The sequence below is a fragment of the Paludibacillus litoralis genome, from assembly GCF_037646705.1.
GTDB lineage: Bacteria > Pseudomonadota > Alphaproteobacteria > Rhodobacterales > Rhodobacteraceae > Pikeienuella > Pikeienuella litoralis.
This window is the reverse complement of record NZ_JBBHER010000004.1, coordinates 189,612-205,616: the sequence shown is the minus strand read 5'-3', so window position 1 is coordinate 205,616 and position 16,005 is coordinate 189,612. Positions and strand designations below refer to the sequence as shown.

General features: G+C 63.3%; 13 protein-coding genes, 1 tRNA gene and 1 pseudogene. 12 read left to right on the top strand and 3 right to left on the bottom strand.

The window, feature by feature from the left end:
- Positions 1-10: 10 nt before the first annotated feature.
- Positions 11-234 (top strand): annotated as a pseudogene (locus tag WG921_RS07820) (transposase); the annotation flags it as partial.
- 606 nt (positions 235-840) lie between these two features.
- Here WG921_RS07820 and WG921_RS07810 read toward each other — a convergent pair.
- Complete coding sequence (locus WG921_RS07810; RefSeq protein WP_340108653.1) at positions 841-1,665, bottom strand: sulfotransferase family 2 domain-containing protein; 825 nt, start codon at positions 1,663-1,665, stop codon at positions 841-843.
- 552 nt (positions 1,666-2,217) lie between these two features.
- Between WG921_RS07810 and WG921_RS07805 the strand changes: the two genes are divergently transcribed.
- On the top strand, positions 2,218-2,529 hold the full coding sequence (locus WG921_RS07805; RefSeq protein WP_340108928.1) for a site-specific integrase: 312 nt from the start codon (positions 2,218-2,220) through the stop codon (positions 2,527-2,529).
- A 225-nt stretch (positions 2,530-2,754) separates the two neighbouring features.
- Here the strand turns inward: WG921_RS07805 and WG921_RS07800 are convergent.
- A tRNA-Ser gene (locus tag WG921_RS07800) sits at positions 2,755-2,844 on the bottom strand.
- A gap of 79 nt (positions 2,845-2,923) precedes the next feature.
- A complete protein-coding gene (locus WG921_RS07795) occupies positions 2,924-3,787 on the bottom strand; it encodes a prephenate dehydratase (RefSeq protein WP_340108652.1) in 864 nt (287 codons plus the stop codon).
- A 128-nt stretch (positions 3,788-3,915) separates the two neighbouring features.
- Between WG921_RS07795 and WG921_RS07790 the strand changes: the two genes are divergently transcribed.
- From WG921_RS07790 to WG921_RS07745, 10 genes are all read left to right on the top strand, one after another.
- Entirely contained in the window at positions 3,916-4,500 is a 585-nt protein-coding gene (locus WG921_RS07790) for a c-type cytochrome (protein ID WP_340108651.1), read from the top strand.
- Between the two features lie 180 nt (positions 4,501-4,680).
- Positions 4,681-6,534 carry an extracellular solute-binding protein gene (locus tag WG921_RS07785; RefSeq protein ID WP_340108650.1) on the top strand — a complete coding sequence of 618 codons (1,854 nt, stop codon included), beginning with the start codon at positions 4,681-4,683 and terminating at the stop codon, positions 6,532-6,534.
- Positions 6,531-8,396 (top strand): extracellular solute-binding protein, encoded by a 1,866-nt coding sequence (locus tag WG921_RS07780; protein WP_340108649.1) that lies wholly within the window; start codon positions 6,531-6,533, stop codon positions 8,394-8,396. The genes WG921_RS07785 and WG921_RS07780 overlap by 4 nt, the downstream gene beginning before the upstream one ends.
- Before the next feature lie 80 nt (positions 8,397-8,476).
- Positions 8,477-8,998 carry a CC0125/CC1285 family lipoprotein gene (locus WG921_RS07775; protein ID WP_340108648.1) on the top strand — a complete coding sequence of 174 codons (522 nt, stop codon included), beginning with the start codon at positions 8,477-8,479 and terminating at the stop codon, positions 8,996-8,998.
- Positions 8,999-9,062: 64 nt separating this feature from the next.
- A complete protein-coding gene (locus WG921_RS07770; RefSeq protein WP_340108647.1) occupies positions 9,063-10,139 on the top strand; it encodes a microcin C ABC transporter permease YejB in 1,077 nt (358 codons plus the stop codon).
- Positions 10,139-11,197: an ABC transporter permease gene (locus WG921_RS07765; protein WP_340108646.1), complete on the top strand. Its 1,059-nt coding sequence runs from the start codon at positions 10,139-10,141 to the stop codon at positions 11,195-11,197. The genes WG921_RS07770 and WG921_RS07765 overlap by 1 nt, the downstream gene beginning before the upstream one ends.
- A complete protein-coding gene (locus WG921_RS07760; RefSeq protein ID WP_340108645.1) occupies positions 11,194-12,810 on the top strand; it encodes an ABC transporter ATP-binding protein in 1,617 nt (538 codons plus the stop codon). The genes WG921_RS07765 and WG921_RS07760 overlap by 4 nt, the downstream gene beginning before the upstream one ends.
- 23 nt (positions 12,811-12,833) lie before the next feature.
- On the top strand, positions 12,834-13,601 hold the full coding sequence (locus WG921_RS07755) for an SDR family NAD(P)-dependent oxidoreductase (protein ID WP_340108644.1): 768 nt from the start codon (positions 12,834-12,836) through the stop codon (positions 13,599-13,601).
- Between the two features lie 2 nt (positions 13,602-13,603).
- Entirely contained in the window at positions 13,604-14,599 is a 996-nt protein-coding gene (locus WG921_RS07750; protein WP_340108927.1) for an aldo/keto reductase, read from the top strand.
- Positions 14,600-14,704: 105 nt separating this feature from the next.
- The gene (locus WG921_RS07745; protein WP_340108643.1) at positions 14,705-15,910 is read left to right on the top strand and encodes an ABC transporter substrate-binding protein; all 1,206 of its coding nucleotides are present in this window, start codon (positions 14,705-14,707) and stop codon (positions 15,908-15,910) included.
- The last annotated feature ends 95 nt before the right edge of the window (positions 15,911-16,005 follow it).

Here is a 16,005-nt window from a genome sequence, read left to right as displayed (position 1 = left end):
CAAGCAGAAAATGCTTTTTTGTGGCGGCTTACCAAAACTTATTCGGCGCACGCCCGAACCTACTCGCTACCGCACGACGAACTGGAAGTCCTGCAATGAAACGCTGAGGCGGCGGGGATCACTGCTGATCTGGCTCGACAAGGATATGGCGTGGGCCGCCGCCCAGGCCGTCCGCCGGTATTCTCCGATACCGCGATTCCGTTCCGCCTGATGATGAAAGGGCTGTTCGGCCTGGCTCCCTGGTAAACGATCGGGATGGTGGCCGCGCCTTATCGAGATCGGTTCGGGTACGGGACTGGCGCGGGAACTGGCGGCGCGCGGCATCCAGACCAGCCGAGGCAACAGGGCCGACAAGCAGTATCTGTACCGCCTTCTGTACAGCCGCGCCTAGATTGGTGAGGCCGCCCACAGGGGCGGCAGCTATCCTGGCGAGCATGACGCCATCATCTGCCGCGCGATCTGGGACAACCGACAGGCGGCGAAGCGCCGATACATCCAGTATCGCCTCATCGCGCAACCAGAGATGGCTCCAGAAATCTGAACAGCAGGGATGAGTGGATTTTCTGCGCGACAGCCGCATGATCGCCGCGAGCGAGGAGAGAGCCATGGCGAGACGCTCTCGACGGAATGGCCGTCAAGCCGGTGAGAGTCGGTTTCCTGTTGATTTTTCGACGTCGATATTTCGCCCGAATGGCCGGGTGACAGACCGGCTGACTTATGAGGCGGCGCGTCTCTGGAGGTCGTCAAGATCTCTGTCGAAGGCCAGCAAAACGAGAGTCATCCCGCGCGCCGGGTGCTTGGCTCACAGAGTGAACTTCAGGGATTGTGTTCGTGGCGTGTTCAAGAATTTAGACTTTTGGAAATCCGCCGTCGAATTTTTCGGCTCAACCGCGCCAATGGGGCGTTCATGCGCTTGATATCGGCCTCTCGGGCGGCAATGAATTCCGGCGAAATTACAGGCGCAGACGCTTTGGGTTTAGGGTCATTCAGATCATATCCAAAGCGCTCAAAATCCTCGGCGTAAAGCGCCGCGATGCGATCCAGGTCTTTGGAGCTGGGTTCAATATTCCGCGACAATGGCCCCCTCTTTTTCGTATAGGCTCCGCGCCGGTTTACTTCCGCGAAAGCGCGAGGGGCGTCTTGCCTTCCAGTGATCATATCCAACCAAATTATCAGACTGTCTAGTCCATGCTCAAGATGGAATATCATAGATCTATCTGGTACTATTCTATTCATTGGCAGTATGTGATTATCATATTTAAAGTAAAGCTCTTGATGGTCGATATTTTCAATCCATTCAGAAAATCCAATATTTTCTGGAATGGATCGTTCTACTTCTTTCTGGAAGTGAAATGTACTAACGATCCGGGAGACAGGGTGTCGGACGACTGAAAACGTCCAATCGAAAAAATGCAAAGGGATTAAGCGCTCCATAGACTCGCAATCCACATGTTGTGGAGACGATCTCGTCCATTGCCGTTCTCTATTGTGACCAGATTGGATAAAATTACTATCGTAAAAAGCCAAGGCTCCAAATCGTTCCTTTATATACATATTAACAGACGATCCGCCACATTTTGGAACATGGGCGTAGTAGTAAAGTGAATTTTCAAATTTAAATAACGGCATGGTGACTACCGGTGTAAATAATAGGCTGCCAACCATCGTACGGCCATAGCAAGGCAATATCAATGCTATAGAAGCAAAAAATATGCAATACGATATATCAATAGGTAAAATTATTTATCGTATTTCCGTAAGAATATAGAGTCAGTGTAATGACTTTCTATATCATGGTTAATAGGTTAATTGGTAGTATTAGTAATGTATGTTAATGGCGATGACTTTGAGATTATTGATATTTTGCAATATTAAATATGTACTTTAAGTACTATTATGTAGGTGCTTTTGGTGTCTACATTATTCGCTCAGTCGAACAAAGCGGCGGAGGGGTCGCCTCGATTTTCTAAAGTGGCGGCTTTAATATTTCCTACTGTAGGCAGGAGGTTCGGGAGCCTGACGGCCTAACTCTCCGGTCAGTGTTTGGCGATCTATCGGCCGTGTCATCCTGACGCTGCAGCCAGTCGTTCAGCGCCTCTTCGCGGGCGGTTTGCCTGATTTATTGAATAAGAATGCGGTTTTTCCGAAAGCGCTGAAGGCTGACCTGGCGCCGAGCCGGAAAGCCGCCGAAAAGGCGCTGCTGCGCGCCAGCAGGCCATCGACATCCTTCTTGCGGTCCCTCGGGCGAACCATTCGCCGTTCGTGTTCTGGAACCGCGCCGAAGGCGGCTACTATCGGTCGGTGTCGAATCTCTTCTACGATTATGGTCAGGAGACCGGGTTCGGCTCCCGCCTTCACGACATTCGTCACAAGTTCGCCACCGAGCGACTGAAGGAGGGTTGGTCGGTCTACAAGGTTCAGAGATATATCGGCCACGGATCCGTGGTGACTACGGAGCGCTACTATTTCCGCTACCTGACGCAGGAAGAGCAGAAGGTCGCCCAGGCCGACGGAAATTCCGGCCTCTGAAATCTCGCCGCCGCGCGCCGAATGAACCCCCCCCCGGAGAGGCGGGTTTTTCATGTCCGATGCGCGAAGCGGATGCCGGATCGTGCGCTCATAGCCGACGAAATCCGGCATAGCCGGTGCGCTCGGCGGAGCATGAAAACGTCATAGTATGACGCTTTTTGGGATCTTCAGTGTCCCGGGCGGGTTTTGCACCCGAAGAATATATTGATTAATTTCAGAAGGTTGTGGCGGAGAGACAGGGATTCGAACCCTGGGAGGACTTGCGCCCTCAACGGTTTTCGAGACCGCCCCGTTCGACCACTCCGGCATCTCTCCATGGTGTGTCGGTCGACAACGGGCGGTCTTTAGCGGGGCGGGGCCGGCGGCGCAAGGGTTTTGGCGCGCCGTTGGCGCTTCAGCGGCCGTCCCGAGCCGTGCTGCGCGGGTAGGTTCCGAGAACTCTGAGAAACGAGGTGAAAAAGCCCAGCTCCTCCATGGCGAGGCGCACGGAGCGGTCTTCGGGATGGCCTTCGACATCCGCGTAGAATTGCGTCGCGGTGAATGAGCCGTCGACCATGTAGCTTTCGAGTTTGACCATGTTGACGCCGTTGGTCGCGAAGCCGCCCATCGCCTTGTAAAGCGCGGCGGGCACGTTGCGCACCTGAAAGACGAAGCTGGTCATCGCCGGGCCGCCGGCCGGGTCCGCTTCGATCTTCCGGGGGCTCATGACGAGAAACCGCGTCGTGTTGTGCGCCGCGTCCTGAATGTCGGAGGCGAGCGAGACGAGGCCGTAGATCTCTCCGGCGAGTTTCGAGGCCAGGGCCGCGCGACTCTTGTTTCCGGCCGTCGCGACCGCCATGGCCGAGCCGGCGGTGTCGGCGCCGGTCACGGGTTTGATCGCGTGCGCCTTCAGGAAGCGGCGACACTGGCCGAGAAGAACCGTGTGGCTCTGGGCCTCCTTCACGTCCTCCAGCGTGGCCCCGGGCACGCCGAGCAGCTCGATCCGGACGGGAACGAAATGTTCGGCTATGATGTAAAGTCCGCTTTCCGGCAGCAACCGATGGATATCCGCCACCCGGCCGTAAAGTGAATTCTCGACGGGGAGCATGGCGAGCGCCGCGTCGCCGGTTTTCACCGCGGTCACGGCGTCCTCAAAGGTCTGGCAGGGCAAGGGCTCCATCTCCGGATAGACCTCCCGGCAGGCCTGATGCGAATAGGCGCCGAACTCGCCCTGAAAGGCGATGCGGGATCCGTCGGCGGCGGGGGGTGTCTCGGCCATGCGTGCTCTGTCTCCGGTCAATGCGTCGCGCTTTATACGCCTTGCCCGGCGCGGCGGGAAGCTTGTATAGGCGTATCAAAGTACGGACGTTCGCGACCTGCGAGGGCGGACGAAAGCGGAGGGCGAAAGTGGAGCTTAACAAGATTGTCGGGGCGTTTTGCGCTTCACTGCTGGTGTTTCTTGGCCTCGGTTTTTTCGCGGAGCAGATTTTTGATTCGCATGGGGGCGAGGAGCTGGCCTTCGCGCTCGCCGTCGAGGAGAGCTCGGACGCCGCGCCTGAGGCGCTCGACATTGGCGAGATTTTCGCCGCGGCGGACCCCGCGCGAGGCGAGAAGGTGTTCAAGAAATGCGCCGCGTGCCACAAGCTTGAGGACGGCGTGAACGCCATCGGGCCTTACCTCTGGGGCGTTGTCGGCCGTGAGATCGACTCCGCAGATGGGTACGACAAGTACACCGGCGCGCTTCTGGCGATGGGCGACGAGTGGACGCCGGAGAATCTTTTCCATTTTCTTGAAAATCCGCGGAAACATGCGCCCGGGACCGCGATGAGCTTCGCGGGCCTTCCGAAGGCGGCCGACAGGGCTGACCTGATCGCCTATCTCAATGAGGCCGATGGGTCTCCGGAACCGCTCCCGCAGCCGGCCGTGGCCTCTTCGAGCGAAGATGAGGCGCCGGCCGGCGCCGAGGAAGGCGAGGCGCCCGCCAAGGAATAACGCTCATATGCTCATGAGCAGAGACGCGGGGCCGCCTTCGGGCGGCCCTTTCTTTTTCGGCTCCCTTCAGAGCAAGGCGGATGCGTGGGGGCCGCCGCGCCGGCGCCCTTTTTCTGGCGTGCTTGTCTCTCTACGTTGCGGCCACTAGCCTCCGAAGGACGAGCATTTTCGGAATGAGACATGCGCATCACACGACGTGAGTTCACCACCACGCTCGCCGCCGGCATGGCGGCCGGAGCGGTTCGGCCGGGGCGGGCGCGCGCCGGCGATGAGATCAGGCGCTCGCATGGCGCGTCACTGGTCGGCGCGTTGAAATACCCGGCCGATTTCACGCATTTCGACTATGTTAATCCGGATGCGCCGAAAGGCGGCGCGACCCGGCTGGCGACGCAGAGCAATTTCGACAGCTTCAATCCGTTCATCGTGAAAGGCGACAGCCCGGCCGGCGTCAGCCTGATTTTCGATACGCTGATGACGCCGTCGCTCGACCAGGGATCGACGATGTACGGGCTTCTGGCCGAGTGGATCGAGTATCCGGCGGATTTTTCCTGGGCGGCCTTCAAGCTGCGCGCCGGCGCGCGCTGGCATGACGGCGCGCCGGTGACGGCGGCGGATGTCGTCTTCTCGTTCGAAGCGCTGACGACCAAGGGCCATCCGCAATACCGGTTCTACTACGCCAACGTGACCGGCGCGCGGGATATGGGCGAGGGGGTCGTCCGCTTCGATTTCGACAAGGCCGGAAACCGCGAACTGCCGCATATCATGGGCCAGCTCGCGGTTCTGCCGAAGCACTGGTGGACGGATCGGGAGTTCGATCGCTCCTCGCTGGAGCCGCCGCTTGGCTCCGGCCCCTACCGGATCGGTTCGTTCGAGCCGGGCCGCTTCGTCGAATATGAGAGGGTGGAGGAGTATTGGGGCCGCGATCTGCCGGTGAATCGCGGCCAGCACAATCTGGACCGGATCCGCTATGAGGTCTTTCTGGACGCGGACGCCGCGTTCGAGGGATTCAAGTCCGGCGGGTTCGATTTCCGGGAGGAGAACTCCGCCTCTAAATGGGCGCAGCAGTACAGCTTTCGCGCGGTGGAGCGCGGCGCCGTCAAACGCGCCGAGGTCGCCACCACGGGGCCGAAACAGGTGCAGACCTTCGCCTTCAATCTCAGGCGCCCGAAATTCGGGGATCAGCGGGTGCGCGAGGCGATCGGGCTCGCGTTCGATTTCGAGCGGACGAACAAGGTGGTCTATTTCGGCCAATACGCCCGCCCGACCAGCTATTTTCAGGGCACGGACAGTCTGATGCCGTCCGGCGCGCCGGAGGGCGCAGAGCTTGCGATGCTGGAGCCGCTCCGCGGCCAGATCCCGGACGAGGTGTTCGGCCCGCCCTGGACGCCGCCGAAAACCGACGGCTCAGGGCGCAACCGCGCGCAGCTGAAGCGCGCGGAGAGGCTTTTGAAGGAGGCCGGCTACAGCGTGAGCGACGGCGTTCTTCGCGGCCCGGACGGCGCGCCGTTCGAGATCGAGTTCCTCTCGGCGCAGGACAATCAGGCGCGGGTCATCCTGCCGTTCATCAGGAATCTCGAGCAGCTCGGCTTCCGGGCCAGTCTCCGCGTCGTCGACGGGCCGCAATATATCCGGCGCGTGGCGCAGGACGACGCGTTCGATTGGGACATGATCATCTGGGTCGTGGCGAATTCCGAAAGCCCCGGCAACGAGCAGCGTGAGTTCTGGGGGTCGGAGACGGCGATGCGGGTCGGGGCGCGCAATGTCGGCGGGGTCGCCGATCCTGCGGTCGACGCGCTGATCGACCGCATCATCTTCGCCGTCGACCGGGCCGAGCTGGAGGCCGCCTGCCGCGCGCTGGACCGGGTTCTGCTCTGGCGACGCTACATGATCCCGCAGCTTTACACGCCGTTCGAGCGCATCGCCTGGTGGGACCGGTTCGGCCATCCGGATCCGCTCCCGCCGCGCGATCCCGCGTTTCCGACCGTCTGGTGGTGGGATGAGGCGAAGGCCGCCGGGATCGAGGAGGGAAGATGAGCGCGGGGCGCTTCATCGTCCGCTCCGCTCAACGGGTTCTTGCGGCGGCGCTGCTCCTCGCGGCGCCCGGCGCCTTGGCCGCGCCGGTGACGGCGCATGGCGTGTCGGCCTTCGGCGCGCTGAAGTACCCTGCGGATTTCGCGCATTTCGAGCACGTGAATCCCGATGCGCCGAAAGGCGGGCGGCTCAGAACCCGCTCGACCTTCGCCGCGAAGACGTTCGACAGCCTCAACCCCTTCATTCTGAAGGGGGAGGCGGCGCTGGAGGTCGCGCTTCTCGTCTTCGAGCCGCTGATGATCCCCGCCGCGGACGAGTTGGACGCCGTCTATGGCCTGATCGCGAAGAGCGTGACCTATCCGCAGGACCGCTCCTGGGCCGAGTTCGACCTGAGGCCGGAGGCCCGCTTTTCCGATGGGACGCCGCTGACGGCGGATGACGTCGTCTTTTCATTCGAGACTCTCAGGGACGAAGGGTCTCCCTCGTGGCGGATTCGTCTCAAGCCTGTCGAGCGCGTGGAGGCGCTGGCGCCAGGCCGAGTGCGCTTCACGTTTCGCGAAGGCGCGTCCACGCGCGATCTGCCGATGCTCGCGGCGTCGATCCCGGTTCTCTCCCGCGCGTCGTGGGAGGGGCGGGCTTTCGCCGAGTCGACGCTGGAGCCTCTCATCGGCTCCGGGCCGTATCGGATCGGCGAGGTGCGGACGGGGCGCTCAATCGTCTATGAGCGGCGCGACGATTACTGGGCGCGGGATCTTCCGGTGAATCGCGGCCGCTGGAATTTCGATCGCCTGGAATATGAGTATTTCCGCGATGAGACCGCAGCCTTCGAAGCGTTCAAGTCCGGCGCCTATGACCTTCACGAAGAGTTTTACTCGAAACTCTGGGCGACGGCCTATGACTTTCCGGCGGTGGCGGCGGGGCAGGTGAAGCTCGCCACATTGCCGGATCTCCGCCCATCCGGGGCGCAGGGCTACTGGTTCAATCTCCGCCGCCCGAATCTCTCCGATCCGCTGGTGCGCCGCGCGATTGCGATGGTGTTCGATTTCGAATGGTCGAACCGGACGCTTTTTTACGGGCTCTACTCCCGGACGACGAGCTTCTTTCAAGGCTCTCCGCTCGCGGCGTCGGGTCCGCCTTCGGCGGCCGAGCTCGCGCTGCTGGCGCCGCTGGCCGACGCGCTTCCGCCCGACATCCTGACCGCGCCGGCCTTCACTCCGCCAAAGACGGACGGCTCCGGGCGCCTTCGCACCCAGCTTCTGGCCGCCGGCGCGCTGCTGGACGAGGCGGGCTGGACGCTCGGCCCTGACCGGCTCCGCCGGAATGCGGCGGGAACGCCGCTCTCGGTCGAATTCCTTGATGACAGTCCGGCCTTTCAGCGCATCACGCAGCCGTATATCCGCAATCTTCGCCAGATTGGCGTCGATGCGACGATGCGGACCGTGGATCCGGCGCAGAGGCAGGAGCGCATGAAGACCTATGATTTCGACATCACCATCGCCCGGATGACGATGCAGTCGACGCCGGGCGTCGAGCTTTGGACGTTGTTCGGCTCGGAGGCGGCGGAGGCGGAGGATACGCTCAATCTCTCCGGCGTCGCCAATCCGGCGATCGACGCGTTGATCGAAGCCGTGGTCGCGGCGAAGACCGCGCCCGAACATGCGGCCGCGGTCTCGGCGCTCGACCGGGCGCTCCGCGCGCTCCACATATGGGTTCCGCAATGGTCCAAGGCGAGCCACACCATCGCCTGGTGGGACCGGTTCGGCCGGCCGGAGACCAAGCCGCCCTTCGCGCGGGGCGTTGTCGACCGCTGGTGGCGCGACGCGGAGCGCGACGCCGCCCTCACCGCGGCGCGAGGCGAAGAATAGGGCGGGGCGCGCCTATTGCGCTTTCCGCGGACCCGGCGCGATCATATCATGTCCGGGAACAGGCGACATCGGAGCGACGCATGGTCTCGAAACGAACTGTCATCGGCATGTTGTGCGCGGCCGGCGCGGCGGTGTCGCTCATGGCCTGCGCCGCGCCGACGCCTTATGAACCGGCGGCGCCGGGCGTGGTCGGGGCCGAAGGCTTCAGCGAGATGGAGTTGGAGCCGGGCCGCTACCGGGTCACGTTCACCGGCAACAGCGTGACCAGCCGCGAGGAGGTGGAGACCGGCGTTCTCCTTCGCGCGGCGGAGGTGACGCTGGCGGCGGGCGGGGACTGGTTCCAGGTCGTGCGGGAGGACACCGAAACGGATACGCAGCGGGTCACGGTCGGCGCTGGTCCCTATCCCTATGGCGTATACGGGCGCCGCTTCGGCTTCTCCACCTTCGACACGTTCGAGACCCGCGAGATCAAACGCTATCAGACCATCGCCGAGATCATGGTCATGACCGGCGAAAAGCCGGCGGGGGCGCCTGAAGCGTATGACGCGCGGGCCGTCGTCGCGGCGCTTGGCCCGAGGGTGCGCCGCCCGGAAACGAACTGACGCCGGAGAGAGGGGGCGCCGAGCCTCTTGACCCCAGCCGCGCCCACGCCCAAAACCTCCGGCCATGGCCGCCTATATCCTTCGACGCCTGCTCCTGATCATTCCGACGCTGTTCGGGATTCTGGCGATCAATTTCGCCATCATCCAGTTCGCCCCGGGCGGGCCGGTGGAGCAGGTGATCGCGCAGCTGACGCAGGCGACCGGGGGTGTGACGGAACGGTTTTCCGGCGGCGGCGATGCGGCGGCGGGCGCGTCCGGCGAGAGCCAGTACAAGGGCGCGCAGGGGCTCGACCCCGAGTTCATCGAGGATCTGGAGCGCCAGTTCGGTTTCGACAAGCCGCCGCTGGAGCGGTTCCTGAACATGGTCTGGAACTATGTCCGCTTCGATTTCGGCGAGAGCTACTTCCGCTCCGTGTCGGTCATCGATCTGATCCTGGAGAAGATGCCGGTCTCGATATCGCTGGGAATCTGGACGACGCTTCTGAGCTATCTCGTCTCGATTCCGCTCGGCATCCGCAAGGCGGTGAAGGAGGGGTCCCGGTTCGATGTCTGGACATCGGGAATCATCATCGTCGGCTATGCGATCCCGGGGTTTCTGTTCGCGATCATGCTGCTGATCTTTTTCGCCGGCGGCAGCTATTTTCAATGGTTCCCGCTCAGAGGGCTGCATTCGAGCGGCGCGGAGCAGCTCTCGACCATCGGCTATGCGCTCGATTACCTTCATCATGTCGCGCTGCCGGTTCTGGCGATGGCGATTTCCGGGTTCGCGACGCTGACGCTCCTGACGAAGAACTCCTTTCTCGACGAGATCGGCAAACAATATGTCGTGACCGCCCGCGCGAAAGGGCTGTCGGAAAGCCGGGTTCTTTACGGGCATGTCTTCCGGAACGCGATGCTGATCGTCGTCGCCGGGTTTCCGGCGGCTTTCGTCTCGATCTTCTTCACCGGCTCTCTCCTGATCGAGACGATCTTCTCGCTCGATGGGCTTGGGCTCCTTGGCTATGAGAGCATCATCAAGCGCGATTATCCGGTGGTGTTCGGGACGCTCTTTCTTTTCGGGCTGATCGGGCTTCTGATGCAGCTGATCACCGATCTCGTCTATACGCAGATCGACCCGCGGATTGATTTCGAGGGCCGCTGATGTTTCGTCTCACCCCGATCGGCCAGCGACGCTGGCGGAATTTCAAGGCGAACCGGCGCGGCTGGTGGTCGCTGTGGATCTTTCTCGCGCTCTTTCTCATATCGCTCTTCGCGGAGGTGGTCGCGAACGACAAGCCGCTGGTGATGTCGTTCAAGGGGGAGTTGCACTTCCCGATGCTCACCTTCTACCCGGAAACCTATTTCGGCGGCGATTTCGGGACCGAACCCGATTACACGGACCCGTTTGTCCAGGATCTGATCCGCGGCAATGGCGATGGGATCGTCGAAGCGGGGGAGACGCCGGGCTGGATGATCTGGCCGCTGATCCCTTTCTCCTATGACACGCCGAATTACGAGGTGGAGACGGCGCCGGCGCCGCCGTCCTCCCGGAACTGGCTCGGCACCGACGACCAGACGCGCGACGTGCTGGCGCGGGTGATCTACGGGTTCCGGATTTCGGTGCTCTTCGGGTTCTCGGTCACCATTCTCTCTTCGCTCATCGGCGTCCTCGCCGGCGCGACGCAGGGGTTCTTCGGCGGTTGGGTCGATCTCTTCTTTCAAAGGGTCGTGGAGATCTGGGGCAACATCCCGACGCTCTACGTGCTGATCATCGTCTCGGCGGTCATCACGCCGAATTTCTGGATTCTCATGATCCTGCTTACGTTGTTCTCATGGACGGCGCTGGTCGGCGTGGTGCGCGCGGAGTTTCTGCGGGCGCGGAACTTCGAATATGTGCGGGCGGCGCGGGCGCTCGGCGTCTCCGACTGGCCGATCATGTTCCGCCATCTTCTGCCGAACGCGATGGTGGCGACGCTGACATTCGTGCCGTTTCTTCTGGCGGGATCGGTCTCCATCCTCGCCAGCCTCGATTTTCTCGGCTTCGGGTTGCCGGCGGATTATCCGTCGCTCGGCGATCTCGCGCTGCAGGGGAAGAACAATCTTCAGGCGCCGTGGCTTGGCGTCACCGCGTTTCTGACCTTCGCCATCATGCTGTCGCTTCTGGTGTTCATCTTCGAAGCGGTGCGTGACGCTTTCGACCCGCGAAAGACCTTTTCATGAACGTGCTCAGCGTTCGCGACCTCAAGGTCGGTTTTCGCTCCGAGGGGAGCATCGCGCCGGCGGTGCGCGGCGTCTCCTTCGATGTCGCGCGTGGGGAGGTGCTGGCTCTGGTTGGGGAGTCGGGCTCGGGCAAATCCGTCACCGCTCTCTCGACGGTCGGGCTGACCCCGAAATCCGCAGTCATCGAGGGCTCGGTTCTGTATGAAGGCCGCGAGTTGGCGGGCGCCGACGAGGCGCAGCTTCGCGCGGTGCGGGGCAATGACGTGAGCTTCGTTTTTCAGGAGCCGATGACCTCGCTCAATCCGCTCCACCCGATCGAGAGGCAGATCGGGGAGAGCCTCGCGGTCCATCAGGGGCTGCGGGGCGCGGCGGCGCGCGCGCGCATCCTCGACCTTCTCGACAAGGTTGGCGTCGCGGACGCGGAGAGCCGGCTCGGCGCGTTTCCGCATCAGCTCTCCGGCGGACAGCGCCAGCGGGTGATGATCGCGATGGCGCTGGCCAACAAGCCCGACCTTCTGATCGCGGACGAGCCGACCACCGCGCTCGATGTGACGATCGAGGCGCAGATTCTCGATCTTCTGAAGGATCTGCGGCGGGATGAAGGGCTTTCGATGCTTTTCATCACCCATGATCTCAACATCGTCCAGCGGATCGCGGACCGGGTCGCAGTGATGCGCCAAGGCCTGATCGTGGAGACGGGCGTCACCGCCGACGTGTTCGCGAAGCCCGAACATCCCTATACGAAAAAGCTCCTGAACTCCGCGCCGACCGGCCGGCCGGCCCCGGTTGCGCCGAACGCCCCGGTCATCTCGGAGGCCGAGGCGCTGAAGGTCTGGTTTCCGATCCGGCGCGGCTTTCTCCGGCGCACCGTCGGCTATGTGAAGGCGGTGACCGGGGCGAATGTCCGCGTCCATGAGGGGGAGACGTTGGGCGTCGTCGGCGAATCCGGATCCGGCAAGACGACGGTGGCGCTGGCGCTGATGCGGCTGATCGAGGCCGAGGGGCGGATCGCCTTCATCGGCCGCGACATCGGCGGGCTGAGCCGGCGCGCGCTCCGCCCGCTCCGCCGGGAGATGCAGATCGTGTTCCAGGACCCGTACGGCTCCTTGTCGCCGCGCATGTCCTGCTTCGAGATCATAGCGGAGGGGCTCGGCGTCCACCGGATCGCCGACGACCGCTCCCCGCGCGACCTGGTGAAGGAAAGACTGCGCGAGGTCGGCCTCCCGGAAGAGGCGATGGACCGCTATCCACATGAGTTCTCCGGCGGCCAGCGTCAGAGGATCGCCATCGCGCGCGCCATGATCCTGAAGCCGAAACTCGTGGTGTTGGACGAGCCGACCTCGGCGCTGGACATGACCGTGCAGACCCAGATCATCGACCTTCTGCGCGGGCTTCAACAAAAATACAGCCTCGCCTATATCTTCATCAGCCATGACCTCCGCGTGATCCGCGCGATGAGCCACCGCGTCATGGTGATGAAGGCCGGCGAGGTGGTGGAGGAAGGCGAGACGACGGCGGTGATCGATGCGCCGCGGCATGAATACACCAGGCGGCTGATGACGGCCGCCTTCGGATCAAGGTCGGCGGCGCGCGGCGTGGACGACGAAAAATAACAGAAACGAGAAAGGACGAGATCATGGACATCAAGGGACAGGCGGCGGTCGTCACCGGCGGCGCGTCAGGGCTTGGCGAGGCGACGGCGCGGATGCTGGCCGAGCTCGGCGCGAAGGTCGCGATTTTTGACATGAATGAAGAGGCGGGCAAGGCCGTCGCCGCGGAGATTGGCGGGGTCTTCGCAAAGGTGAACGTCGCGGAGGCGGACTCGGTCTCGGAGGGGTTGAAGGCGGCCCGCGCCGCGCACGGCCAGGAGCGGATCCTCGTGAATTGCGCCGGCGTCGCCCCGCCGCAGCGCACCGTGAACCGCGACGGCTCCCCCCATGACGCGGCGGAATATGCGAAGGTCATCGGGATCAACCTGATCGGAACGTTCAACTGCTGCGCGCAGGCCGCCGCCGGCATGGCCGCCGCCGATCCGGTCAATGACGACGGCGAGCGCGGAGTGATGATCACCACGGCGTCCGTCGCGGCGTTCGACGGCCAGATCGGCCAGGTCGCCTACGCGTCCTCGAAAGCGGGCGTCGTCGGGATGACCCTGCCGATGGCGCGCGATCTTTCGCGCTCCGGCATCCGGGTGATGACCATCGCGCCCGGGCTGTTCCTGACGCCGATGCTGAAAGGCCTGCCGGAGGAGGCGCAAAGGAGCCTTGGCGCGCAGGTGCCGTTCCCCGCGCGGCTCGGCCGGCCGGAGGAATACGCCAATCTGGCGCGCCACATGATCGAGAACGTCATGTTGAACGGGGATGTCGTGCGGCTCGACGGCGCAATCCGGATGGCGCCGAAATGACGATGCCGCGTCGGCGGCTCGGCGCCGCCGGCCCTTCGGTCGGCGCCGTCGGATACGGGGCGATGTCGTTCTCGGATTTCTACGGCCCGGCCAGCGACAAGGGCTCGATGCAGGTGCTGGACGCCTGCGTCGAACTCGGCGTCGATCACATCGACACGTCGAACGTTTATGGCGCCGGCCGATCCGAGACCGTGATCGGCGACTGGTTGCGCAGAAGGGGCGGCGAGTCTCCATTCGTGATCGCGACCAAAGCCGGAATCACGCGGGGGGCGGATGGCGCGCGCCGCTTCGACAACAGCCGCGCGCATCTCGAGGCCGAACTCGACGGCAGCCTTCGGCGGCTCGGCGTGGATGCGGTGGATCTTTTCTATGTCCACCGCCGCGACCCGGATCTGCCGATCGAAGACGTTGCGGACGCGCTCGGCGCATTGGTGAAGGCGGGAAAATGCCGCGCGATCGGGTTCTCCGAAATCGCGCCGTCGTCGCTCCGGCGGGCGCATGCGGTTCATCCCGTCGCGGCCGTGCAGTCCGAATACTCGCTCTCCACCCGGTCGCCGGATCTGGGGCTGCGGCAGACATGCGCGGAGCTCGGCGTGGCGTTGGTGGCGTTTTCACCGCTCGGCCGGTCTCTGCTCACCGATGCGCCGCATGGAGCGGAGAAGGTCGCCGATCTGCCGTTCGTGAGGGTCAATCCGCGGTTTCAGGAGCCGAATCTCTCCGCGAACCTGGCGATTGTGGGCCGCTTTCAGGCGCTTGCCGCCGAGATGGGGGAGCCGGCGGCGGCGCTGGCCATCGCGTGGCTCCTGACCCGCGGCGCGCATGTCCTGCCGATCCCGGGAACGCGGTCGATCGCGCATCTTCGGGAAGCGGCGCGCGGCGCGGAGATGACGGTTTCGCCGGAGGATATCGCGAGGATCGACGCCGTGCTTCCGGTCGGCTGGGCGCATGGCGACCGCTATTCGGCCGCGCAATGGGTGGGGCCGGAGCGGTACTGCTGATCGGGAACGGGGATCGAGGCGGCGCTTTCCATTGAGGCGGCGCCGCTCTCGGTTATGATCGGAGCGCCTTGAGACCCGCGACGACCCGTCATCAGAGAGGCCGATATGACCCTGACCCGCAGAATCGCCCTGAAACAAGCCGCAGCCTTCGGCGTCGCGGCGCTCGCCGCGCCCTCTCTCTCACGCGCGCGCGCCGCCGACAGATGGATCATTCGCGGGTCTCTCCCGCTGACCGGACCGTTCGCCGAAATCGGCCTCGACGGCCTGAAGAGCACCCAGGACTGGGTGGAGATGAAGAACGCGGCCGGCGGGATCGCCGGCAGGCGCATTGATATCTCCTTTGAAGATTCTGGCTACAACCCGAAGACGGCGTTGAGCAATTTCAAAAGAACCATGGCCGCGGAGGTGAGGCCGCATTTCTATTTCGGCGACAGCACCGGGTTCATGACTCTGGTGCGCCCCGAATTGGCGCGAACGCCGGTGCTGAGCGGCGGCGCGAGTTTCGCAAACGAGTTGGCGGATCCCAAGGCGAATCCCTGCCAGTTCATCTCCGGGCCGAGCTATGACGCGATGGCGGAGATCGCGATGCGTTACATCGCCGGGAATGGCGGCCGGCGCGTCGCGGTCGTCTATTCCGACACCGCGTTCGGCCGTGATCCGCTGGCCCATGCGCGCGCGGCCGCCGCGGATCTGGGCCTCGAGATCGTGATCGAGCTGGCGACGAAGCTTCAGGGCGTCGATGCGGCGGGATACGCCGCGAAGCTCGACCGGGCCGGGGTCGACCATGTTTTCATCCATGGATATGTGGCCGGCGTCTGGCCCGAAATCCTCGCCGAGGCGCGCGCGCTCGGGGTCGACGCGCAATTCGTCGGAACGTTCTGGAGCATGGACCTGAAAACGATCCGGGCGAAACAGGACCGTTACGGCGGTGCGATGGACGGCTACGCCGGCGTCATGCCTTACCGCTATCTCTATGAAGCGGCCGACCATCCCGCGTATCGGGAGATCGTCGCGTTCAGGGAAGCGAAATATGGGCGCGCGGTTTCCGACCACATCACGGCCTGGTCGCTGCAGGAGCTGGCGACGTTCGCGATTCTCGAGAAGATCTTTCTGGATGTCGTCGCGGCCGATCTCGAGCCGACGCCGCAAAATCTCGCGCAGGCGATCGGCCGGATCAGGAACTGGGACTCAGGCGGGTATTTCGGCCTGCCCGCGACCATGGCGACGCATTCGATCAATCAGGCCCGCATTTGCCAATATGACGCCGCCACTCGTCTTTTCGTTCAGGTGACGCCGACGATCAGAGTCTGAAAAGGCGCGCCCAACGACATTCCGGTTTCGTCGAAGAGGCGGACCTGTCGCGCGCGCTTGTTGAACGATCCCTGCGAAATGGCGTGAAGCCAATC

Bases quoted from the DNA above. Each gene is read 5' to 3' on its own strand.
- WG921_RS07775 (WP_340108648.1), top strand. From the start codon at position 8,477: ATGGTCTCGAAACGAACTGTCATCGGCATGTTGTGCGCGGCCGGCGCG.
- WG921_RS07810 (WP_340108653.1), bottom strand. From the start codon at position 1,665: ATGGTTGGCAGCCTATTATTTACACCGGTAGTCACCATGCCGTTATTT.
- WG921_RS07765 (WP_340108646.1), top strand. From the start codon at position 10,139: ATGTTTCGTCTCACCCCGATCGGCCAGCGACGCTGGCGGAATTTCAAG.
- WG921_RS07745 (WP_340108643.1), top strand. From the start codon at position 14,705: ATGACCCTGACCCGCAGAATCGCCCTGAAACAAGCCGCAGCCTTCGGC.
- WG921_RS07785 (WP_340108650.1), top strand. From the start codon at position 4,681: ATGCGCATCACACGACGTGAGTTCACCACCACGCTCGCCGCCGGCATG.
- WG921_RS07795 (WP_340108652.1), bottom strand. From the start codon at position 3,787: ATGGCCGAGACACCCCCCGCCGCCGACGGATCCCGCATCGCCTTTCAG.
- WG921_RS07755 (WP_340108644.1), top strand. From the start codon at position 12,834: ATGGACATCAAGGGACAGGCGGCGGTCGTCACCGGCGGCGCGTCAGGG.
- WG921_RS07770 (WP_340108647.1), top strand. From the start codon at position 9,063: ATGGCCGCCTATATCCTTCGACGCCTGCTCCTGATCATTCCGACGCTG.
- WG921_RS07760 (WP_340108645.1), top strand. From the start codon at position 11,194: ATGAACGTGCTCAGCGTTCGCGACCTCAAGGTCGGTTTTCGCTCCGAG.
- WG921_RS07750 (WP_340108927.1), top strand. From the start codon at position 13,604: ATGCCGCGTCGGCGGCTCGGCGCCGCCGGCCCTTCGGTCGGCGCCGTC.
- WG921_RS07780 (WP_340108649.1), top strand. From the start codon at position 6,531: ATGAGCGCGGGGCGCTTCATCGTCCGCTCCGCTCAACGGGTTCTTGCG.